This window comes from Roseovarius sp. 10, assembly GCF_033100315.1.
In the GTDB taxonomy this organism is placed as follows: Bacteria; Pseudomonadota; Alphaproteobacteria; order Rhodobacterales; family Rhodobacteraceae; genus M30B80.
Genome location: NZ_JAWLVH010000004.1, coordinates 34,897 through 55,469, shown reverse-complemented (window position 1 = coordinate 55,469; position 20,573 = coordinate 34,897). Strand labels below are relative to the sequence as shown.

Here is a 20,573-nt window from a genome sequence, read left to right as displayed (position 1 = left end):
GTCCACCACCGACAGCGAATAGGCCAGCACCACCATCACCGGCAGGCGGATGAGCGGCCAGACCTGCGGCATGATCACCTTGATCCAGACGATCCCGCGCCCGTAGCCAAGCGACCGGCCCGCCGCGAGGTGCTGGCGCACCGGAATCTGGCTGAGGGCCGACAGGATCACAAGCAGGAGGAACGGCACCTCCTTGACCATCAGCCCGACGATCAACGCAACGCCGCCCGGGTCGTTGACCGTAGCCAGCAAGGGTGGTCGGTCCCAGCCTGCCAGAGGGGCGAGCGCCCGCGCGATCCATCCCGACGGCGCCAGCAGAAAAGCCAGCCCGATCGCCAGCGCTGCATGCGGTGCGGCAAGGAAAGGGGTGAGCATGCGCCCGCCGGCCCGCGGCGTCATCCGGCCATGCACCGCCGCGCAGACTCCCACCGCCAGAAGGACCGAAAGCGCCGTGGCGCCCAAACCTGTCACAAGCGTCAGGCGCAGTGCCGTTGTGAACCCCGGCAGCGCGAGCAGGTCGCGAAGGGGGGCGAGCGAAAGGTCNACCTGTCACAAGCGTCAGGCGCAGTGCCGTTGTGAACCCCGGCAGCGCGAGCAGGTCGCGAAGGGGGGCGAGCGAAAGGTCGCTTGCCCCGATGGCGGGCATAAGACCGGCCCCGGCCCGGGCCGTTTGCCACATGCCCGCTCCGATCGGCAGCACAAGACCAAGGACCACCGTGACAAGCACGGCGGCCCTCAGAGTGTTTCCGTCTGCGCGGGCTGTGCTCACCGGGTGTAGCGCCGCGCCCATTCCTCGGTCAGGCGGGTCATCCAGCTGGCGTGCGGCTCCGGCAGCGTCGGGCCGAGCGCTTCGAGGGTCGGCAGGGCCGGCGCGGTTGGCAGCGCATCGAAAGCCGCACGCGCCGGGTCGTCAAGCCTGGCGGGGTCCAGCACCGAAAACGAGCCAAGCACCTCGATGTTCTGCATCCGCGCCTGCACCGCCGGGTCGAGCAGGAAGTTCGCGACAACCTGGGCGCCCTCGGCGTTGGCCGCGTTGTAGGGGATCGCGACGAAGCTCACGTTGCCGATGGTCCCGCCTTCGGGAACGAAGACACGCGCCGTCTCGGGCAGCAGACCCTGCGCGATGGCCGCGGCCGTCGATGCCGGGTCGAAGGACATGGAGATGTCCACCTCGCCATCGTTCAGAAGCTGCTGCTGTATGCTCTGGTTCTCGGGGAACGTCTCGCCTCCGCGCCAGAGGTTCGGGCGCAGCGCGTCGTACCACTCCCAGAGCGGTGCGGTCTGCGCAGCGAAGGCTTCTTCGGTCACCGGGGCCAGCAGCGCCGCAGGGTCGGGCGCCAGTTCGATCAGCGCCTGCTTGAGAAAGGTCGCACCCATGAAGTTCGACGGATCGGGATGGGTCATCCGGCCCGGGTTCGCCGCGGCCCAGTCCACGAATTCTGCCATGCTGCGCGGCGGCGCATCGACCCGCGCGCTGTCGTAGTTGAACACAAAACGCGCAAGCCGCCACGGGCTTTCCATGCCCTCGACCGGCACCGTGAAGTCCAGCGACGCCGCGGCCCCGGGCGTGAGGTCGAGGTATTGTGCGTTCGGCAGATCGGCAACGAAGGGGCCGAACAGCAGGCCCTGCTCCTTCATCGCAAGGAAGTTCGGGCCGTTGATCCAGATAAGATCGACGGAACCATCCGTATCCCGGCCCGCCGCCCGCTCCGAGATCACCCGCGTCACGGCCTCTGCCGTATCGCTGAGGCGCACATGCTCGACACTGACGCCATAGAGGTCTTCGGTCTGTTCCCCGACCCATGCGACGAAGGCGTTGGTCCGATCGTCACCGCCCCAAGCGTTCCAGTAGACGGTCTGGCCACGGGCTGCGTCGAGCGTGTCCTGCCAGTCGGCAAGGGCGGGCGTGGATAGAAAGGCTGCAAGGGCAGACAAAATCAGTCGAAATCGCATCAAGTTTCCTCGTGGAGCATGGTTCTGTAAATGGACACTTGGCGGACCCTGTTGTTACAGGGTCTTGTTAATATTTCTCACGCCCCAGCATGACCCATCCCTGGTACCAGCGCGTGGCCGTCGTCACCGCGCAGGCCGCCGAAAACCCGTAGGCCAGGATTGGGAAAAAGTGAGGCATCAGGCACATCGCCGCGAACAGGGCGATCGTTTCCGCACCCTCTGTCAATCCGCCCAGGTAGTAGATGCCTTTCGATGGGTAGGCGTCAGTGGACAGGCCGCGCCTCGAGGCCACGGCGGCAAACGCCAGAAAAGAAGATCCGGTGCCCACGAAAGCCGCGATCAGGATCGCTGCCGGGAGGGCGTTCTGCTGTGGGTCGGACAGCGCGAATCCGACGGGCACGAGAGCGTAGAAGACGAAATCGAGCGCAATGTCGAGAAACGCGCCGCGATCCGTCGGGCCGGCGAGCCTGGCTACCGCACCATCGAGCCCGTCCATCACGCGGTTGAGTCCGATCAACACCAGCGCAAGCCCGAAATGGCCGACCGCGAGAGCGGGAATGCACAGGACACCGATCAGAAAACCCGCCAGCGTCACATGATCTGCTTTGACACCAAGCGCCATCAGGCGCTGTGCCGGCGTCAGCAGCAACATGCGCTGCAAGGGCAGGTTACGGGCGTCGATCATCCGCGCCGCCATGCATGGAAACGCGCGAGCAACGACAGCGCGCGTGGGCTGACATGGGCGCGCCGCCATTCGCCGGCCGCATATTTGTTCGCCTCCGCCAATGTCGGGTAGATGTGGATGGTCCCGAGTATCTTGTTCAACCCAAGGCCATGTTTCATCGCCAGGACGAACTCCGCGATCAGGTCGCCCGCGTGTTCCCCGACGATGGTGACCCCAAGAATCCGGTCCTTGCCGGGCACTGTCAGTACCTTGACGAAGCCATGCGCGGATCCATCGGCGATTGCCCGATCCAGATCGTCGATGCCGTAGCGCGTGACCTCATGCGGCACGTTCTTTTCCTTCGCCTCGGCTTCCGAGAGGCCGACGCGGGCAACTTCCGGATCAGTGAAGGTCGCCCAGGGGATCACACGGTAATCAGCCTTGAACCGTTTGAAGTCGCCGAAGAGCGCGTTGACGGCGGCGAACCAGGCCTGATGCCCGGCTGTATGGGTGAATTGATAGGGACCCGCTACATCCCCCGCCGCAAGAATGTTGGGATAAAGCGTTTCGAGATATTCGTTGGTCTCGACCACGCGACCGGTCTTGATGCCCAACTCCTCCAGCCCAAAGCCCTTGAGCCGTGGCGCGCGGCCCACGGCGGCGATCATTTCGTCAAAGCCAATCCGGTGCTTTTCGCCTTCGTGTTCCACCTCGATCCACTTCTCGCCGTCGGTGACGCCGCAGGACAGCGCCTTGTGCCCGGTCAGGACCTTGACGCCATCCGCCTCGAGCGAAGTCTTCACCAGGGCGGACACGTCCTCGTCCTCGCGGATCATGATTCGGGGTGCCATCTCGATCTGCGTGACTGAGGAGCTGAGCCGGGCGAAGCTTTGCGCCAGTTCCGAACCTATCGGCCCGCCGCCAAGCACTACCAGCCGCTTCGGCGCGGTGTCGCGGTCCTTGAGTCGGTCCCAGAGCGTGTCCGAGGTCAGGTAGCCCACCTCGTCGATGCCCGGCAGCGGTGGCACGAAGGGCGCGGCGCCCGTGGCGATGATGATCGCCCGGGTGGTCAGGCGCTGCACACCGCCGTCGTTCAGTTTGACCTCGACTGTCCAAGGGTCGATCAGCCGCGCGTAGCCTTGCAAGACCTCGACCCCGAGATCCGTGTAGCGCTCGACGCTGTCATGCGGTTCAATGTCCGCAATCACCTGATGGACGCGTCCCATGACCTTGGCGAAAGGGATCTGCGGTTTGACCGGCTCCAGCCCGTAGTGATCGGCCTTGCGCATCTGGTAGGCAAGCTTCGCGCTCTTGATCAGCGCCTTGGATGGGACGCAGCCGTAGTTCAGGCAGTCACCCCCCATCTTGTGGCCCTCGACCAGTGTCACCTTCGCTTTGGTTGCAGCGGCGATATAGGCCGAGACCAGGCCGGCTGCGCCCCCTCCGATGACGATGAGGTTGCGGTCGAACCGAGAGGGTTTCTTCCAACGTGCATAGACTTGGCGGCGCCTCAGGACATTCAGAACCATGCGTGCAATCCAGGGGAAAAGGCCCAGCAGGGCGAAGGAGAACAGAAGCGGGGGCGAAACAATGCCGGACAGGGTTTCGATCCCGGCAAGCTGTGTACCGGCATTCACATAGACGGCGGTCCCGGCGAGCATCCCTGCCTGACTGACAAGATAGAACGTCGGTGCTCTGATCGGTGTCAGGCCCATGAGCAGGTTGACCGCGAAGAAGGGAACGATCGGGATCAGCCGAAGTGTGAAGAGATAGAAGGCACCGTCCCTTGCGAAACCCTCGTCGAGCGTTTGCGATTTCGTGCCGAGCCGCTGTTGTACCCAGTCCCTGAGAAGATAACGCGCGGCCAGGAAGGCGAGCGTCGCGCCGAGCGACGAGGCGAAGGAGACGATCAGCACACCCTGCCAGAAACCGAACAGGGCCCCGGCGGCGAGGGTCATCCAGGTCGCAACCGGCAACGACAAGGCCGTGACAAGAACGTAGGCGCCGAAAAAGCCGACGGCGACAAGAACCGCGTTCGAGGCCCGCCACTCTGCCAGGGCGGCAACGTAAGCGCGTATCGTATCGAGATCGATCTGCTGATGCCTCAGGACCATAAAGGCCGAGATTGTCGCGGCCAAGAATGCAAGCAGGATGACGATTTTCTTCAAGGCAAGGCCCTCCGGATGGTCGGTGCCACCGAGGGGTGACTGCGCTCATGCCACGAACTATCTGAAATACAGAACGAGTTGTCTAAAAAAATGGTTTCACGTAATCAAAGGTCTGTGAGCATGCAGGCTGAGCCGTCGTCGGGTCCTCGCCAAGCCCGAACCGACGTTCCAAAACATGGCACGTGCAAAATGAGGAGAACACATGTCGCATTTTCCATCCATCCCGAACCTCGAGCTCTTGGGGCTCTTTCGGAAATTCCCGGAACGAGGGATCCTACCGCTGCTGGAATACCACGACGCGATCCTGCGGAACGACAGCGAGCTGACCGTGGGCGAACGCGAACTGATCGCGGCCTATGTGTCGTCCCTGAACGACTGTCACTACTGTTTTTCAGCCCATCGCGACAACGCGAAGGCATGGGGGATCCCGGCCGACCTGTTCGGCGACGTCCGGGTCGACCTCGACCATCCGGAATTGCCGGCACGAATGAAGCCCGTCCTGGCCTTCGTCCGTCGCCTGACTGTCGATCCAGCCGGGACGGGGCAAGCCGATGCGCAGGCGGTCTATGACGCCGGGTTCAGTGAAGAAGGCCTGTTCGACGTGATCTCGGTGACGGCGCTTTACAACTTCATGAACCGAATTCTCGAAGGGGCGGGCATCAAGCGACATGTGCGCGTCATGGACATGACCGACGAGATGCGGCGAAAGTATCGCTACACGCATCTGTGGAAGACGATCTCGAAGGGGGCGGTCGAGGGTTAGGCAAGACCCTGGACGCCGCTGCGGACGGCAACACCAGCAATGGCAAGCAGGTCCGGCGCTTTGGCCCCCGACCGCGCCCTGAGCATGATGCCCCGGGCGACCGCAGCCAGCATGCCGGCGAGGGCACGCGTCTCGTCGGACGTCTTGTCGTCGGTCCCGTGGTCGAGCCGCCGCGCAATTCTGTCTTCGAGCGCACCGAAGCGACGGTCGAGTTCCTCGCGGAAGGTCTCGTTCGCTCCCGCGACTTCGGCCAGGACGCAGGAAATCAGACACCCGGGCGTCGCCGCGTCCCGCGTCGCAAGCGCAACCACCTCGCCGAAGAATGTGGTCAGATCGGTTTCAAGCGTGCCCTTGGGACCAAGAGCATCGGCGACGGGCCCGATCCGGGTCTCGACGTAATGGGCGATGGCGGCAAGGAACAACCCCTCCTTGCCTCCGAAGTCCTGATAGAGGCTGGCGCGCGGCATACCTGTTTCGCGACAGAGCCGATCCACGGAGGCCGCGTCGTAGCCTTCCGCCCAGAAGACGCGCATCGCCGCGTCGAGGGCTTGCTCGCGCTTTACGACCCTAGGCCGGCCGCGTGGTCGCGGCGCTTCGGAGTGGGCTTCCATGATCTCACCCATATTTGAACCGTTCATTCCAATAATAGCTTGTGGATGGCTCTACCGCAATATACAGAACAGTCATTCTGTAAATATGGGAGAGACAAATGACCCGTGAACCCCTGCTGAAGATGTCCCCGACCACCCTCGACGTGGCTGACGGAGAAGCGAAAGAGTTGCTGTCCGGCGCGAAGGCCCGGTTGGGATTTCTGCCCAACATGTACACCTACATGGCGAACCTGCCGGGCGTGCTTGACGGGTACCTCAGCACCTACGAGGCATTCCGCGAGACGGCGGGGTTTACCCCGGCTGAGCAGGAAACGGTGTTTCTCACCATCAGCCGCGTAAATGGCTGTACCTATTGCACGGCGGCCCATTCGATGATCGCCGACAAGAAATCCGGCGTGCCCGCCGACAGCCTTGCCGCGCTTCGGAATGGGGGCGACCTGCCCGACGCAAAGCTCGACGCCGTGGCCAAGTTCACCGAAGCAATGGTCGTGTCGCGCGGCAATCCGGGCAAGGAGGCGGTCGATGCCTTCCTGGCCGCCGGATACGGCGAAAAGCAGGTCCTGGGTGTCGTGCTGGCCATCGCCTGCAAGACCTTTTCGAACTACGTCAATCACCTCGCCGCAACCCCGGTCGATGACGTGTTCGCCCCTTACAAGGTGGAGTGAAATCCGCGCATCCCGCGTATTCAAAAGGGCGGGATGCGCCGCCGCCGCCATCGAGAGAGGATCCCATCAATCGAAAGCGGCCCCGCCCCGTGGATCGCAACCGGAAGCAGGACGAGTGACCAGAGAACCATCTGATCGGGCCCTGGGTCGAACGGACTGGAATCGAACAAGCGGCCCGTCGTGAACAAATGCCCTGCAACGGCGGACGCTGCCCAGATGTGTGCAACCAGGAGAGCTGCCGACAGCCGCCCGAACAACCCTGCCGCCACCATGACGGGCAGGATCAGTTCGGACAGGGTCATCGACCAGACAAAGACATGCTGTCCGAGGTTCGGCTCGTCGCCGTTCGCCATCAGCTCAGGCAGAAAAGCGTAATAGGCGCCAAGGCTCAGCGGCCACACGCCTGCTGGAGGGCCGACCGACAGCGAGAGGCCTCCCACTTTGGTCAGACCACCGATCACGAACCAGGGCAGGAGAACGGCGGCAAAGCCAGCGCGCGCCAGTGTGACCGTGAGGGCGGGTGTCAGAAAGCGAATGAATCCCGGCACGCGGCGTCAGTTCCCTAGCATCCATCGGCCATCGGGATGGAAGGCGTGAAACGCGAAGGCAAAGGGAATGTCATGAACCACGTCTCGGCCTTGAACGTCGCGGACGCGGACATTTCCCACCTCGCGGCCACGACCGAGATCGCCCGTATCGAGCGCCGAGGCTTGCCCCTCTTCCCAGGTGAGCGTTACGCCGGCCTCGGCGATGCGGCCCTCTTCGCGCAGTCGCGTCAGCGGCCAGGCCCGGTCGCCGACACGGACCACCCGTTCAAGCGGCGGGATGCCATGGGGCGGATCCTCGCCGGAATAGAGGAAGGGTCGTGTCGTGTCGTAGTTGCGGTAGGGGTTCGTGCCGTAGGCGCGGCGCCAGTTGGGCTCATCCAGTACAAGCCCGTCGGGGTGCGCGGTGCGGAACGCCGACCAGCTTTCCATCCATGCCGGAAGCTGCGTCAGTTCTCGTCCCGTCATCTCGCCCGCAATGCCCTCTCCGAGCGCCTGTTGCCACCAGCTCTCGGTCTGGTGGTCATACATGATCATGTCCGAGTGGCGCAGTAGGCCCGACACACCGAAGGTCAGCGTGCGCCCGTCGAGACGGCCGTCGAACACCATGCCCGTGTTGCAGAGCGGGCAGAAGGTGACGGCGACGGGACGGCCGTCCACGACGTCGTTCACGATCTCGTGCCACATCAGGTATCGGATGGGATAGGCGCGGGCCGGGCCGTTGTCGGGCACATAGGTCATGACCGGTTCGCGATCATCGAGGCGTGTCTCTTCAGACGCACGAATGAAGCTGGGATCGAGGATCGCCGGAATGCCGTCGCGCGGGGGCCCGCCCGAGATGACCTCGCCAAGGTCAACGGCCACCCGCGAGAAATCCGTATTGGGCCAGGCGCGCTCGAACCGGTCAGACTGGGCGAGAGCGACGGAAACGGCGAGGATTAGCGCAACGGGCGCAATTGCGATGGCCCGCAGAATTTGTCGGCACAGGCCAAGCGGCAAGACCCGGCAGGAAGGATGGTCTGTCATTCGCTATGTCTCCCTGTTCATCGGTTTCTTGCGTGAGACGACCTTTGAATGTGGGCGATCGTTACACCGCTCAGGAATTTGTGATCAGTCCCTTGCGGATCAGGCGGCGGAAGCGTCGAAGCTTACTGTCGGGGTCTGTGCCAGCAGGTCACGGGAATAGGCAGCCTTCGGTGCGGTAAAGAACGCCTCCGACGGGCCGGTTTCCACCATCCGGCCATCCTTGAGGACGGCGATATCGTCCGACATCTGGCGGACGACGGCGAGGTTGTGGCTGATGAAGAGCGTCGTCAGTCCGAACCGCGCCTGCAGGTCCTTCAGCAGGTTCAGGATCTGCGCCTGAATCGACACGTCGAGGGCGCTTGTCGGTTCGTCGCAGAGCAGAAGTCCGGGGCGCGACAGGAGTGCGCGCGCCACAGCGATGCGCTGACGCTGGCCGCCCGAGAACTGGTGCGGGTAACGGTCGGCCGCGGCGGAGTCGAGCCCGACCAGGGCAAGCATCGCGCGTGCGATGCGCTCGCGTTTTGACCCGTCGCGCTCCAGACCGTAGAGCCAGAGCGGTTCGGTCAGGATATCGAGCACGCGGTGACGCGAATTGAGGCTGGAATACGGGTCCTGGAACACCATCTGCACGAGGCGGCGCGACGGGTGATCCCGGCGGCGGTCGCGCATCGGCGGAAGGACATCTCCGTCGAGCCTCATCTCGCCTGCAAAAGGCTGGACCAGCGCGGCAATGACCTTGGCGATCGTCGATTTCCCCGACCCGCTTTCGCCGACAAGTCCCATAACCGTACCGGGACGCACCGACAGCGAGACGTCGTCGAGGGCCGTGAAATCGTCACGCGGGCCGAAAAACCCGCGCCGCTCACCCCGGAACCGCACCGTGATCCCGGACAGATCCAGCGCCGGGCCAAGACCGCCGACGCTTCCTGCCATGAGCCAGTCCTCCGCCTCGCGGGCAGACGCAGCTTCTGTGGCGGTTTCCGGTTCACCGGCCACGCGCGGGAGGCGAAAGCGGTCGAGTCGCCGGTCGAGCGGCGGCACGGCGGCCATCAGCGCCTTGGTATAGGGGTGCTCGGGGCTGCCCAGAACCCGGCGTGTCGGACCTTGCTCCATCACCTTTCCGCCACGCAGAACCGTGACCCGGTCTGCGACCTGCGCGATCACTCCGATATCGTGTGTAATGAGGATGAAACCGACGCCGCGCGTCTTGGCCAGGCGCCGAATCAGGTCCAGCACCTGCGCCTGCACCGCGACATCGAGCGCAGTGGTCGGTTCGTCCGCAATGATGAGTTCCGGGTTGGTGCACAGCGCCAGCGCGATCACCACCCGCTGCCGCATCCCGCCGGAGAACTGGTGCGGATAGGCGCGGATGCGCGTCACCGCATTGGCGATGCCGATCTCGTCGAGCAGGGAAACGGCCCTGTCGCGGGCCTCCTCCATGCCGATGTCCTCGTGGGCCAGGATCGTTTCGATCAGTTGGGCCTCGATGGTCATCAGTGGGTTGAGGCTGGTCTGAGGGTCCTGGAAGATCATGGAGATCCGTTTGCCACGCAGACGATGCGTCTCGGCCGGGGTCAGGCTGCGCAAATCCGTGTCGCCGAGTGTCAGCGTGCCGGTTGCGATTTCCCCGGCGGCGGGAAGGAGCCCCATGATCGCCGCGCCGATGGTCGACTTTCCGGCGCCGGACTCGCCGACCAGCCCGTGGATTTCGCCCTTCGCGACATCGAGCGAGACGTCCTCGACCGCCATGGTCGCCCCATGGCGATGACGGAAGCGCACGGAAAGGTCCTCGACCCGCAGCATCAGCGCAGGCTCGGGTTGAAGAGGTCGCGCAGGAAGTCCCCGAGCAGGTTGATCGCGACGACAAGGACGACGAGGAAGACGGTCGGAATCCAGAGGATCCACCATTCGCCGGACAGAAGATACTGCATTCCGATGCGGATGAGCGTCCCAAGCGAGGGTGAATCCGCGGGCAACCCGACACCGAGGAAGGAGAGTGTCGCCTCGAGCAGAATCGCGGAGGCGAGATCGACGGTGGCGATCACAAGGAGCGGCCCGACGATGTTGGGCAGGATGTGGCGAAACATGATCCGCAAGGGATGCTGGCCCATCATGATCGCCGCCTGAACATAATCCTTGTTGCGCTCGACAAAGACCGACGCACGGGCGGTGCGCGCGAAGTTGACCCAGAGCGACAGGGCGATGGCCAAAGTGATGACCGCGATGCGCAGGTCGTCATGAAGGTCGCGGGGCAGGATCCCGCGCGAAATCCCGTCGATCAGGAGCGCGGTGAGGATCGCCGGCAGCGCAAGCTGCACGTCGGCGATCCGCATCACGACCGCGTCGAAGCGCCCGCCGAAATATCCCGCCGCGAGCCCCAACCCGACGCCCAGCACCAGCGCCACCGCCATCGCCATCGCGGCGATCGACAGCGAGAGCCGCGCGCCGTAAAGGATCGAGGAGAGCATGTCGCGTCCCTGATCGTCGGTCCCGAGAACGAAACGCGGATCGCCGTCTGCCTCCCATAAGGGGGGAAGCAGACCGTCTATCAATGAGAAGGACGCAAGGTCGTAGGGGTTCGTTGGCGCGATCCACGGTGCGAACAGCGCCCCCGCGACGATCAGGACGGTCGCGATGGCGGCGCAGATCGCAGCCGGGCTGCGCGAGAACAGCCAGACCCCCTCGGATTTCATCAACCGTGCCAGCATCAGACACTCTCCCGGACGCGCAGACGCGGGTCGATGACGACATAGAGCAGATCGACCAGAAGATTGATGAGGACGAAGAAGAAGGCGATCACAACGAGGTAGACGCTCATCACGGGGATATCGACGAAGCGGATCGACTCCAGGAACAGAAGGCCCATGCCAGGCCACTGAAACACGCTTTCGGTCACGATGGAGAATGCAATCACGCCTCCGAACTGCAGGCCGATGATGGTGATGACCGGGATCATGGTGTTCGAGAGCGCGTGACGGTAGCGGATGCTGCGCCAAGGCACCCCGCGCGCGATGGCGAAGCGGATGTGGTCGGTGCGCATCACCTCCATCATTTGCGCGCGCACCAGCCGCATGGTGAGCGTCAGCTGGAACAGTCCTAGCGTGAGCGCAGGCAGCACGAGCGCGCGCCAGCCATCCGCGGTGAAGAGTGACGAGCGCCACCAGCCGATCTCGACCGTGCCGCCGCGCCCGTAGGTCGGCAGCCAGCCGAGCTGCACGCCGAACAGAAAGATCAGCAGGATCCCGATCACGAAGGTCGGGATCGACACGCCGATCAGCGTGCCGATCAGGATCGACTGACTGACCAGCCCGCGTGGGCGGAGCGCGGTGTAGATGCCTGCCGGGATGCCGACGATGAGCGAGATCAGCAGTGCAACAGTGCCCAGTTCCAGAGTGGCGGGCAGACGGGTCAGCAGCATCTCGCCAATGGGCTCTCGCGTGCGGAAGGAAAAACCGAAATCGCCCCGCAGCATGTCCCCGGTGAACCGCGCGAACTGCACGAAGAACGGGTCGTTGAGACCCAGCTCCTCGCGCAGACGCTCCTGGTCCTCGAGCGATGTCTCGACCCCGGTCATCTGGCTGATGGGGTCGCCGACGAACTTGAAGAGCGAGAAGGCCAGAAAGGCGACGGCCAGCATCACGAAAACGGACTGAACCAGCCGCTTCAGGACGTAGCCGACCATCGCCTTCCCCCTTCCGGTCTCAGTTGATCGTGACCCAGCGGAGCATGAAGAAGTTGTCGGGGCGCTGCACCACCTCGATGCTGCCCTTCATCGCCCAGATCAGCGGCTCGGTATAAAGCGGGACATAGGCGACGTCTTCCTGAAGGATGCCCGCAACCTCGTCCAGCATGGCCTGACGGGCGGCTTCGTCGATCTCCTGCTGGATCGGCTCGAGCAGCTCGTCGATGCGCGCGCTGGAATAGCCGCCGAAGTTCCAGGTGCCCAGTCGCTCGGTCGGGGTGTGGGCGAGGAAACGGATCGGGTGTTCGGCGTCGAAGGTGCCCGGCGACCAGCCCAGCAGGTACATGTCGAAATTGTCGGCGCGCAACTCGTCCCAATAGCCGCGCACCGGCATGGCGTTCACGTTCGCCGTGATCCCGACGCGGGCCAGCATCGAGGCGACCGCCCGGCAAACCGCCTCGTCGCTGATGTAACGATCGTTGGTGCACATCAAGCCGAAAGAGAAGCCGTCCGCGTATCCCGCGTCCGCCAGAAGCGCCTGCGCAGCCTCTGGGTCGTAGGCCGGACGTTCGGCATGTTCGGCGGACCATCCGGACAGGCCTTCGGGGAGCAGCTGGCTCGCCGGTTCGGCCGCGCCGCGCATGATGACGCGATTGATTGTGTCAACGTCGATCGCCTGTGCCACGGCGAGGCGCACCCGCGGGTCGAGGAACGGATTGGCGTCCGTGGTTTCATCGGAATATTTGAGCGCCTCGTGGTCATGGCCGAAGCCCAGCATGATCACACGTGTTTCAAGTCCGGCCAGAACCCTGAATCCATCGCGCGTTTCGACCTGCTCGACATCCTGCAGCGGGATCGGCGAAATGAAGTCGATCTCGCCTGAAAGCAGCGCCGCAAGGCCCGTCGCCGGGTTGCCGATCGGAGTCCAGATCGCCTCTGTCACATTGTGTTCGGCCGTGTCCCACCAGGCCTCGTTCGGAACGAGGCGCGTCTCGATCCCCGGATCGCGCGATGCGAGCACGAAGGGGCCGGTGCCATTGGCGTTGCGCGTCGCATGGTTCTCGGCATCGCGGGCCGGCAGGTCTGCTCCGTTGGCGGTGGCCCAGCCGGAGTCGAGGATCATGAAGTTGGCGATCGATCCCGGGAACAGCGGATTTGGTGCGGAAGTCAAGAAATCTACCGTGTAGTCGTCGACGCGAACAACTTCGGTTACGGGCGCGAACCATGACCGGACATCGGAGGCCTCCGACGCGGCGCGCTGGTACGAGAAGATCACGTCGTCGGCATCGAACGCAGCGCCGTCATGGAACGTGACGCCTTCGCGCAGCGTGAATCGCCACCCCGCCCCATCTGGCAGGGCCTCCCAAGACGTGGCAAGCGACGGCTCGACGCTCATGTCCGGGCCGCGCCGGACCAGACCCTCGTAGACGTTGTTGAGGAAGGACAGCACCGGCGCGGCGTTGACCGCATGAGGATCCATCGTCTGCGGATCCGTGGTGCCGGCCCAACGGAAGGTTTCGGCTGAAGCCGAGGAGGCCGATGAAAGTGCTGCGGCAAGCAGGAAAACGGAAGCCGAAAAGGCATGATTTAACATTGTGAGCCTCATGTATTTTACTTTGCGTAGATGATTTTACGAATTTTGCGCAAGAAAATAAAGAAGAATCGTTCTGAAATCATACTTCACGGGTTTCCCTCACCACCATCCCCGTCAAATGCCAGACTGCCGCCATCAGGATCCCCATATTGAATGCAAACTCGTTGGCGCAGCTCTGCTTGAAGAACTCCCCCTCGAGGAACATGCAGGATCCCTTGCAGAGCTGAACGACGGGGCATGACATGCACTCGTCCCGGAATGCAAAGTGCGTCGCGGTATCGAGCGCGATGGCGTCAAAGTCGGCGACATGACCGATCTTGTGCACGCCCTTCGCACCGGTGTTCTGGCAGGTCATGACGTTCCCGCGCAGGTCGACGGCGATGGCGTCCGGGCTGTCCATGCCGCATTTCTGGCCGAGGGCCTCAATCGGCCGCCGGCGCTGGATCGAGGCATAAAATTCGTTGATGCGCTCCCCGAGACCGAAGGCGTTCGGGTCCTCAACTAGTGCTTCGAAGATCGAGCGGGTCAGGCTGTTCAACTCGGCCGGCTCGAACCGCCCTGTCCCGATGGCGGTCGCGGCGTCATAGACATTCACGACGCCCTCGAGACCGACGAAGATGTCCGGCCCGACCTTCTCGGCGAACCATGCCTTGAGGGCCCGAAGGTCATGATGCTGGCGCGTTAGCACAGCATTGAACCCGGTCTTTTCGGGGCGCTCGGCCAACAGGGTTTGGATCCAGTGGCCCTTGTCAGGATCGTCGAACGGATCCGGCCCGCGCAGATGCTGCCCTGGCCCATCATGCGATATCGTGATTTCAACGTCGTGTTTGGCGATGAAGTCGAGCTTTTCGCGGGAGAGGATCGAACCGTTCGTCACGATCGAGAACCGCGCCGCCGGAAAGCGCTCTGCCAGCGCCGGGATCAGCCGCTTGATTTTGGCCCAGTAGAGGAAAGGCTCCCCGCCCCAGAGCTCGATCTTTTCCGGGGCGTCGGTAATCCAGCCGTCGAGCTGGGTCAGGAAGTGCTCGACATCGGCCAGCTTCGAGACCGTCGCGTCAGCGATCTGGAATGCTTGGCTGCAATAGCTGCAGGCATAGTTGCATGAGAGCCCGAGTTGGATTTTCAGCACGCGCGGTGCGCGAGATTTTCCGAGGGGCTTATCTTTGGCCACGCGGGCGACCGGTGCAAAAATCCCCGGCTCGATCGGCAGCGGCAGCCCCTCGCATTCCGATGTGTGCGGGTTGTAGCGTACGTGGTGGCGGCTGCCGTCACGCGCTTCCAGTGTCAGATCAAACCACATCAGTCGAACAGCCTTTCTTCAATCGCCGTTGGCAGGTTGACCCGGAAGTTCGCAACGACCTGCACATGGGGCGTGCTCCCCTCATAGGGGTGCTGGTTGTGGGGGATATGGGAGGGGAAGAAGACCGAGAGCCCCGGCCGCGGATTGACAGAGAAACCATGGCGGCTCTCATAAGGCAGCCGCCCCTCATCGAAATATCGCGACGGATCCTCGATCACGAAGCGCGGGGTGCCCACGCTGTTCACCGGCTGGCCCACCCCGCCACCGATCAGGAAGTGCACGCAGGTGAGATCCCCCTCGCGGCTGTCCTTGTGGGTTGAGATGAAGCCACCGGGCTCGATGACGAGGGCACGGTTTTCGCAGTGGTCGAGGTCGAGGTATTTGGCCCAAGGGCCGAGGACAGCGCGCGCGCAGGCGAAGAGATGGACTTTCAAGGTCTGACCTGCGTCGCTTTTCTCCAAAATGCCGCGCGTGCGGCGCTTTGCTGCGTTGGCCATCGACCCGTTGCCGGCGGCCTCAATTGCGGCGATGGCCTCGTCGGCCAGTTGCCGGTTCACCGCCCAGTCGACTGGCGTTTCGAAAAACGTGACCCGCGTCGGCCAGAGATCGATACTCGTGCTTCGGATTTCCATCATCAGCACCGGCAGTTGCAGTTGCAGTTGAAGAATTGGCGGTTCGCCGTGATGGTGACCGCCCCGGTGCTACCGCCGCCCGAGAGCGAGCCGACATAGCAGTTCGACGTGCAGGCACCGCCCCCGCAGTTCTGATAGAGGATGCCGCCGAGGCTCTGCCCGGACGTGGGCGTCGTGTTGCTGACCGAGACGGCGGTAATGTCGCCCGTGCCGATCGCAGGCTTGTTGGCGATGCGCGACCAGTCCACGTTTCCGCTATCATCGATCACGATGGTCGTTCCGACCTTATAGGCCATGGCTGCCTCCTTGCGCCTGATGGGCCAGGATTTCGGTGAGCCCGGCCTTGCAATGGGAATTCGGAAGATCGAGGGCGCAGAGGACCGGGATGCACATCCGCTCCTCGCCCTCGAAGTATGTGCTGTCGTGGGGCACATGCCCTTCGAAGACCAGCATCGAGCCCGTCCTTGGCTCGACCGCATACCAGCCGCCGACATAGGCGTCCGGGTTCTGGCAGGGCCAAAGCCGCTTGCCGACATTCGCGGGATCGTAAAACCTTACCGCCCCGCGATGCAGCGAGGTCTTGGGACAATCGGCGTCCAACACGACCCGCGGGTAATAGGTGCAGACGATGTCGGTCTGGATATGGGTGTGGGCATTGATGCCGACGTTCTCGCGCGACGCGCGCCGCTGCCAGAAGGTGTCCGACATCATGGCGATTTCGCCTGCGTGCTCGTACCCATAGGCCAACTGCAGGTATTCGCGCACCCCGGCCGCCACCATCTGCGCCAGCACGGCGATCGCTGGGTCCTGCCGGTCCATGAGGAAGTTGTGACGCAGATGCCCGAGATGGTTGGTCTGGTCGCCCACATTGCGCTCGTCGCCCTCTTCCCGAATGCGGTTCGCTAGCGCATCCACGGCCGCCAACGCGTGGAGGCGGTCATTGAAGCCCTCGGGCATGTCCCAGTGCTTGTGCATGACGAAGGCGGGATAGATCAGCTGGAACTCGGTCGTGGTCGCGATTTCCATCAGACCACCTCCAACACGATCTTGCCGATCGCGGTGTAATGCTCGGTGTTGATCTTGACCGCGATCTGGTCGCCTGGGCTGAGCCCCAGGGCTTCGACGGCAAAGCTGCCGACCCCGTTCGCATCCGTCATCAGACGCCGCTTCGGCAGATAACCGGCGTCACTCTCGAGCTTAAGCGCCAACTCATGGGCGCAGGGCGCGCCATCTCCATTCCAGCGCAGCGCGATCGGCACATAAGCGCGCCCTCCCGCGGTCACAGTCACCGTCTCGGTCGCCACGGCGTGGAAGTAGAACTGCTTGAACCACTGCCCGTCATTCGGGATCGTCGCGTCATCGATCCGGCCAGCAACGGTGGTGCCGTTCAGCAGGATCGGGTCCTGATCGCAAAGGATCTCAATCCGGGCCGAGGATAGCGGCCCCTTGATCGGCATGAAGATCACCAGCGCATTCGAGGCCTGCATGCGCGCACGGTGCCGAAACGACAGGTCGACCTTCTCGCGCGCCGATTGGGCGAAACGATTGCGCCAGGGCTGCGGAAACCCCGCATTGTCGGTCATGATGTCGATCAGAGCGTGATCGGTGATCTCGTCGTGACCCCGCATACCGTCTGGAAAGACGTAGGAGCGTCCCTTGTAAATCCCGCCATGTGGGCAGCCCGGCAGGTCCGGAACGAAGATCCCGTTGCCGCGCAGATCGACGAAGCCCGCGCCATCAGCATAATCATAGGGCGTCGCAAGTTCAGCTGCGAGATCAGCCCAAGCCATGACACCAACGCCGTCCCTCATTCCGTCTTCGGCATCGCACGGAATGAAGACCGCAATCCCCGCATAGCTCTCTTGCACATCGACGGCGTAATGCAACCGCGAGCCTGTGTTGTAGATGACATGCAGCCCGGTCTCGATCATGACGCGCTCCTTTTCAGCTGGTCGACCTCCTGAGCGAGGTCCTTGATGGCCTCCACGAGGAGGCCCACGAGATTGCCGTAAGCGAGGCGCAGCACGCCCTCCGTCTCGACCACGGCCTCCGGCGAAACCGCCTGCACGTCCTGTGCGATGAGGCCCATCTGCCGCGTGTCACTACCTGTCATTGTGAAGGTGACGCCGTTGAGCGCTTGTACCTTGGCGAGCGCATCTGCGATGGGCGCGATGTCAGATTTGAGACGCGCATCTGAGGAGGAGACAAAGTTCGGCGCTGTCACCGTGCCTGAGAACGTCGCTCCCGACAGGCGGGCAAAGGCGCTGGCGTGGCTGCCATCCAGCAGGTCGGCATCAATTCCAGAGCCAGAGCCATCCACTGTCACCAGTTTGGCACGTACCTGCGCGGCCGTGTCGGGAGATCCATCGGCCCCCGCGGGGCCTTGTGGACCCGTAGGCCCGGTGGCACCCGTGGGACCCGCAGGTCCCTGGGGTCCTGTCGGGCCAGTGGCGCCAGTATCACCCTTGGCTCCCGTCGCACCGGTTGCCCCCGTCGCACCGGTTGCGCCTTTCAGATTTACGTAAGCACCCCAGGTCGATCCGTTGAAAAAACGCAGACTGGTGCCGGACCATTGATGCGCTGGTGTCGGTCCTGTGGCGCCCGTCGGACCCTGAGGACCTGTTGCGCCTGTGTCACCTTTTGGGCCTGTTGCCCCGGTCGGCCCTGCCGGACCTTGCGGTCCAGTTGGGCCGGTGTCGCCCTGAGGGCCAGTTGCACCGGTTGCCCCTGTGGCACCAGTTTCCCCCTTGAGATTGACATAAGCGCCCCAGGCGGTGCCGGTATAGAACCGAAGGCTTGTACCAGACCATTGATGGGCCGGTGTTGGGCCCGTGGCACCTGTTGGGCCTTGCGGTCCCGTTGCACCGGTATCCCCCTTGGTCCCTGCAGGTCCGGTTGCGCCCTGGGGCCCAGTCGCACCTTGAGGCCCGGTTGGGCCAGCGGGCCCTTGCGGTCCTGTTTGCCCCAGTTCGACGACCGTTTCCGATCCCGAGATGCGTTTGAGGAAGAGCTTTCCGTCGGTAACATTGACGGCGAGTTCTCCGGCAGCGAGTTGCGCCGTGCTGGGCACCCGGCCAGCCACGGTGGTGCGTTTGACCAAAACGGTGTTTGCCATGGTCAAAAGGTCCCGCCATCAAGAATGATCCCGTTGATCGACCCACCCGTGATCGCGACACTGCTTGCGGCTTGCGTGGCGATGGAGCCCAGCCCGAGGTTCGAGCGCGACGTTGCCTTGTTCGGGAGGTCAGACAGGTTCGATGCGGCAGAGAGCTTGCCTGCAAGAGCGTTGGTTACGGTTGTTGCAAAGTTCGGATCGTCCCCGAGAGCCGCCGCCAATTCGTTCAGCGTGTCCATCGCGCCTGGGGCCGCATCGATCAACGCGCCGATCGCAGCAGCCACAAAGGCGGTCGTCGCGACCTGCGTCGTGTTGGTGCCCGTAACTGCCGTCGGTGCAGTCGGCGTGCCGGTCAGAGCCGGCGATGCCAATGCAGCTTTGGCATCGAGCGCGTTCTGAAGACCTGTAACTTGAGAGATCGCGTGGCTGTGGGTCGAGGGCGGAAAGCTGGTGGGCTTGCCGGTGATCCCGGCCCAGGGCGCGGCATCGGCTACCTCCGCCGCATCGACCTTGCCGTCGCCATCGGTGTCATAGGTTGCGGCCAGCATATCGCCGGGGCCGAAGTCGACGATGGCCTGCTGCACGAAGGCTGTCGTTGCCACCTGCGTGGTGTTTGTGCCCGAAGCCGCCGTGGGCGCGGTCGGCGTGCCTGTCAGCGCGGGCGAGGCAAGCGGTGCCTTAGCGTCGAGTGCTGCCTGCAGCCCGTCAACATTTGCAATCACATGGGCATGGCTGTCATCGGTCACAGCGGCCGTGATGGTGACATTGGCCGAGCCGTCGAAGCTCACGGATCCGGAGAGATCGCCCGCGAGTGCAATGGTGCGGGCGGTGGAAAGCTTGCTCGCCGAGGCCGCATTCGCAGTCGCGCCGAGCTTGGCATCGAGCGCGCCCTGCAGACCGGTGACATCAGCAATGGCGTGGCTGTGGCTGAGCGCGGCTTTCGTGGCCAGTCCAGCATCCAGTTGCGACTTGCGCACGAGGTCAGTGGCGGCACTGGCATCTTGGCTGGACTTCGGCACGAGCGAGAAGGTCTTGGCCCCACCAATAGTCTGGGTGCCAGTGAGCGCAACAAACCCACCGCTACCTGCGACAGGGACGATGGAAGTCGCAATGCCAGACCCGTCGTCGCCCTTGCCGACATACACCGTGTTGTCGACCTCGTTATGGGCAAGCTCACCGGATTTCAGTGCAGCGGGCGCGCCCGCCACGCCCGAGACGCGGCGTTTCAGCTGGATCGTATTGGCCATCAGAAAAATCCTCCATTGATGGGGGCGTCGGTGGGCAGGATCGTGATGCCCGGATCACCTTGATCGCCCTTGTCGCCCTGTGGGCCGGTCGCCCCCTGCGGGCCTGGCTGGCCGCCAAGCCGAATACGGAATGGCCCGTTTACAACACGCACCTTGATCGGCGCGGTGATGGTGATCGGGCCTGTTTGCCGGATCGCTTCACTCATGGGCTCAGCCCTCGCGTCACCGGCAACATCACGGGGATTTCGAGAAGGAAGCCCAAGTGCAGGTCTGGCTCGAGATCAGTGCGCACCAAATCCAGCACCACGCGCCCAGGCGAGAGCCCTGCGGTTTGGGAAGGCGTCAAAGACAGTTCCAACACAGTTCCTGTGATGTGCTGTATCCCGCCATCAGCGCTAGACAGCTCTGCAAGCAGCGTCGGGTCACTGGGTTTGAGGCGCAGATGGCCGGCATAGCTTGCACCGTCTGCAAAAACCGGTGCCTCGGCTTCAATCTGCAGCCGCCAAGCGTAGCCGATGAGAATGGCCGGGCCCTCGCTTAAAGTAGCGATTGTCATGGCTGCCACCCGCAGAGCCGCGCGCCTACCTCGTTATGGGCGACGATCTGCG

At 63.6% G+C, this 20,573-nt stretch carries 21 protein-coding genes and 1 pseudogene; 2 read left to right on the top strand and 20 right to left on the bottom strand.

Going from position 1 to position 20,573, the window contains the following annotated elements; genetic code table 11:
• The 4 genes and pseudogenes from RYZ18_RS13335 to RYZ18_RS13320 form a co-directional block, all read right to left on the bottom strand.
• Window positions 1-399: pseudogene (locus tag RYZ18_RS13335) on the bottom strand (ABC transporter permease); the annotation flags it as partial.
• Window positions 400-765: 366 nt separating this feature from the next.
• Window positions 766-1,953, bottom strand: coding sequence for an ABC transporter substrate-binding protein (locus RYZ18_RS13330; RefSeq protein WP_317657367.1), 1,188 nt, complete (start codon window positions 1,951-1,953; stop codon window positions 766-768).
• Window positions 1,954-2,020: 67 nt separating this feature from the next.
• Window positions 2,021-2,638: a CDP-alcohol phosphatidyltransferase family protein gene (locus tag RYZ18_RS13325; protein WP_317657366.1), complete on the bottom strand. Its 618-nt coding sequence runs from the start codon at window positions 2,636-2,638 to the stop codon at window positions 2,021-2,023.
• Window positions 2,635-4,785 carry an FAD-dependent oxidoreductase gene (locus RYZ18_RS13320; protein WP_317657365.1) on the bottom strand — a complete coding sequence of 717 codons (2,151 nt, stop codon included), beginning with the start codon at window positions 4,783-4,785 and terminating at the stop codon, window positions 2,635-2,637. Before RYZ18_RS13320 ends, RYZ18_RS13325 begins: the two co-directional genes overlap by 4 nt.
• Before the next feature lie 202 nt (window positions 4,786-4,987).
• Between RYZ18_RS13320 and RYZ18_RS13315 the strand changes: the two genes are divergently transcribed.
• A complete protein-coding gene (locus tag RYZ18_RS13315) occupies window positions 4,988-5,548 on the top strand; it encodes a peroxidase-related enzyme (protein ID WP_317657364.1) in 561 nt (186 codons plus the stop codon).
• On the opposite strand, the gene RYZ18_RS13310 is transcribed toward RYZ18_RS13315, so the two are convergent.
• Window positions 5,545-6,171: a TetR/AcrR family transcriptional regulator gene (locus RYZ18_RS13310; protein ID WP_317657363.1), complete on the bottom strand. Its 627-nt coding sequence runs from the start codon at window positions 6,169-6,171 to the stop codon at window positions 5,545-5,547. The genes RYZ18_RS13315 and RYZ18_RS13310 overlap by 4 nt on opposite strands.
• Before the next feature lie 86 nt (window positions 6,172-6,257).
• Here RYZ18_RS13310 and RYZ18_RS13305 point away from each other — a divergent pair, with 86 nt between their 5' ends.
• A complete protein-coding gene (locus tag RYZ18_RS13305; RefSeq protein ID WP_317657362.1) occupies window positions 6,258-6,824 on the top strand; it encodes a carboxymuconolactone decarboxylase family protein in 567 nt (188 codons plus the stop codon).
• A 20-nt stretch (window positions 6,825-6,844) separates the two neighbouring features.
• Here RYZ18_RS13305 and RYZ18_RS13300 read toward each other — a convergent pair whose 3' ends face one another.
• From RYZ18_RS13300 to RYZ18_RS13230, 15 genes are all read right to left on the bottom strand, one after another.
• Window positions 6,845-7,372 carry a hypothetical protein gene (locus RYZ18_RS13300; protein ID WP_317657361.1) on the bottom strand — a complete coding sequence of 176 codons (528 nt, stop codon included), beginning with the start codon at window positions 7,370-7,372 and terminating at the stop codon, window positions 6,845-6,847.
• A 6-nt stretch (window positions 7,373-7,378) separates the two neighbouring features.
• On the bottom strand, window positions 7,379-8,395 hold the full coding sequence (locus RYZ18_RS13295) for a DUF3179 domain-containing protein (RefSeq protein ID WP_317657360.1): 1,017 nt from the start codon (window positions 8,393-8,395) through the stop codon (window positions 7,379-7,381).
• A 99-nt stretch (window positions 8,396-8,494) separates the two neighbouring features.
• Window positions 8,495-10,144, bottom strand: a complete 1,650-nt coding sequence (locus RYZ18_RS13290) for an ABC transporter ATP-binding protein (protein WP_317657359.1) — start codon at window positions 10,142-10,144, stop codon at window positions 8,495-8,497.
• A gap of 53 nt (window positions 10,145-10,197) precedes the next feature.
• Complete coding sequence (locus RYZ18_RS13285) at window positions 10,198-11,103, bottom strand: ABC transporter permease (RefSeq protein WP_317657358.1); 906 nt, start codon at window positions 11,101-11,103, stop codon at window positions 10,198-10,200.
• Window positions 11,103-12,077, bottom strand: coding sequence for an ABC transporter permease (locus tag RYZ18_RS13280; RefSeq protein WP_317657357.1), 975 nt, complete (start codon window positions 12,075-12,077; stop codon window positions 11,103-11,105). The genes RYZ18_RS13285 and RYZ18_RS13280 overlap by 1 nt, the downstream gene beginning before the upstream one ends.
• A gap of 19 nt (window positions 12,078-12,096) precedes the next feature.
• Window positions 12,097-13,671: an ABC transporter substrate-binding protein gene (locus tag RYZ18_RS13275; RefSeq protein ID WP_317657356.1), complete on the bottom strand. Its 1,575-nt coding sequence runs from the start codon at window positions 13,669-13,671 to the stop codon at window positions 12,097-12,099.
• A 79-nt stretch (window positions 13,672-13,750) separates the two neighbouring features.
• Window positions 13,751-14,971, bottom strand: a complete 1,221-nt coding sequence (locus RYZ18_RS13270) for a radical SAM/SPASM domain-containing protein (protein ID WP_317657355.1) — start codon at window positions 14,969-14,971, stop codon at window positions 13,751-13,753.
• A complete protein-coding gene (locus tag RYZ18_RS13265) occupies window positions 14,971-15,606 on the bottom strand; it encodes a hypothetical protein (RefSeq protein WP_317657354.1) in 636 nt (211 codons plus the stop codon). The genes RYZ18_RS13270 and RYZ18_RS13265 overlap by 1 nt, the downstream gene beginning before the upstream one ends.
• Complete coding sequence (locus RYZ18_RS13260) at window positions 15,606-15,899, bottom strand: hypothetical protein (RefSeq protein ID WP_317657353.1); 294 nt, start codon at window positions 15,897-15,899, stop codon at window positions 15,606-15,608. The genes RYZ18_RS13265 and RYZ18_RS13260 overlap by 1 nt, the downstream gene beginning before the upstream one ends.
• Window positions 15,889-16,629: a hypothetical protein gene (locus tag RYZ18_RS13255; RefSeq protein WP_317657352.1), complete on the bottom strand. Its 741-nt coding sequence runs from the start codon at window positions 16,627-16,629 to the stop codon at window positions 15,889-15,891. Before RYZ18_RS13255 ends, RYZ18_RS13260 begins: the two co-directional genes overlap by 11 nt.
• Entirely contained in the window at window positions 16,629-17,534 is a 906-nt protein-coding gene (locus RYZ18_RS13250; protein WP_317657351.1) for a hypothetical protein, read from the bottom strand. Before RYZ18_RS13250 ends, RYZ18_RS13255 begins: the two co-directional genes overlap by 1 nt.
• Complete coding sequence (locus RYZ18_RS13245; RefSeq protein WP_317657350.1) at window positions 17,531-17,923, bottom strand: tail fiber domain-containing protein; 393 nt, start codon at window positions 17,921-17,923, stop codon at window positions 17,531-17,533. The genes RYZ18_RS13250 and RYZ18_RS13245 overlap by 4 nt, the downstream gene beginning before the upstream one ends.
• A 797-nt stretch (window positions 17,924-18,720) precedes the next feature.
• On the bottom strand, window positions 18,721-19,965 hold the full coding sequence (locus RYZ18_RS13240; protein WP_317657349.1) for a head decoration protein: 1,245 nt from the start codon (window positions 19,963-19,965) through the stop codon (window positions 18,721-18,723).
• Window positions 19,965-20,171, bottom strand: coding sequence for a hypothetical protein (locus RYZ18_RS13235; RefSeq protein ID WP_089888665.1), 207 nt, complete (start codon window positions 20,169-20,171; stop codon window positions 19,965-19,967). The genes RYZ18_RS13240 and RYZ18_RS13235 overlap by 1 nt, the downstream gene beginning before the upstream one ends.
• Window positions 20,168-20,521 carry a hypothetical protein gene (locus RYZ18_RS13230; protein WP_317657348.1) on the bottom strand — a complete coding sequence of 118 codons (354 nt, stop codon included), beginning with the start codon at window positions 20,519-20,521 and terminating at the stop codon, window positions 20,168-20,170. Before RYZ18_RS13230 ends, RYZ18_RS13235 begins: the two co-directional genes overlap by 4 nt.
• Window positions 20,522-20,573: the final 52 nt, after the last annotated feature.

Coding starts and splice junctions, on each gene's coding strand:
- RYZ18_RS13265 (WP_317657354.1), bottom strand. CDS start 15,606: ATGATGGAAATCCGAAGCACGAGTATCGATCTCTGGCCGACGCGGGTC.
- RYZ18_RS13310 (WP_317657363.1), bottom strand. CDS start 6,171: ATGGGTGAGATCATGGAAGCCCACTCCGAAGCGCCGCGACCACGCGGC.
- RYZ18_RS13270 (WP_317657355.1), bottom strand. CDS start 14,971: ATGTGGTTTGATCTGACACTGGAAGCGCGTGACGGCAGCCGCCACCAC.
- RYZ18_RS13305 (WP_317657362.1), top strand. CDS start 6,258: ATGACCCGTGAACCCCTGCTGAAGATGTCCCCGACCACCCTCGACGTG.
- RYZ18_RS13275 (WP_317657356.1), bottom strand. CDS start 13,671: ATGTTAAATCATGCCTTTTCGGCTTCCGTTTTCCTGCTTGCCGCAGCA.
- RYZ18_RS13315 (WP_317657364.1), top strand. CDS start 4,988: ATGTCGCATTTTCCATCCATCCCGAACCTCGAGCTCTTGGGGCTCTTT.
- RYZ18_RS13280 (WP_317657357.1), bottom strand. CDS start 12,077: ATGGTCGGCTACGTCCTGAAGCGGCTGGTTCAGTCCGTTTTCGTGATG.
- RYZ18_RS13240 (WP_317657349.1), bottom strand. CDS start 19,965: ATGGCCAATACGATCCAGCTGAAACGCCGCGTCTCGGGCGTGGCGGGC.
- RYZ18_RS13260 (WP_317657353.1), bottom strand. CDS start 15,899: ATGGCCTATAAGGTCGGAACGACCATCGTGATCGATGATAGCGGAAAC.
- RYZ18_RS13325 (WP_317657366.1), bottom strand. CDS start 2,638: ATGATCGACGCCCGTAACCTGCCCTTGCAGCGCATGTTGCTGCTGACG.
- RYZ18_RS13330 (WP_317657367.1), bottom strand. CDS start 1,953: ATGCGATTTCGACTGATTTTGTCTGCCCTTGCAGCCTTTCTATCCACG.
- RYZ18_RS13235 (WP_089888665.1), bottom strand. CDS start 20,171: ATGAGTGAAGCGATCCGGCAAACAGGCCCGATCACCATCACCGCGCCG.
- RYZ18_RS13250 (WP_317657351.1), bottom strand. CDS start 17,534: ATGATCGAGACCGGGCTGCATGTCATCTACAACACAGGCTCGCGGTTG.
- RYZ18_RS13230 (WP_317657348.1), bottom strand. CDS start 20,521: ATGACAATCGCTACTTTAAGCGAGGGCCCGGCCATTCTCATCGGCTAC.
- RYZ18_RS13295 (WP_317657360.1), bottom strand. CDS start 8,395: ATGACAGACCATCCTTCCTGCCGGGTCTTGCCGCTTGGCCTGTGCCGA.
- RYZ18_RS13255 (WP_317657352.1), bottom strand. CDS start 16,629: ATGGAAATCGCGACCACGACCGAGTTCCAGCTGATCTATCCCGCCTTC.
- RYZ18_RS13285 (WP_317657358.1), bottom strand. CDS start 11,103: ATGCTGGCACGGTTGATGAAATCCGAGGGGGTCTGGCTGTTCTCGCGC.
- RYZ18_RS13290 (WP_317657359.1), bottom strand. CDS start 10,144: ATGGCGGTCGAGGACGTCTCGCTCGATGTCGCGAAGGGCGAAATCCAC.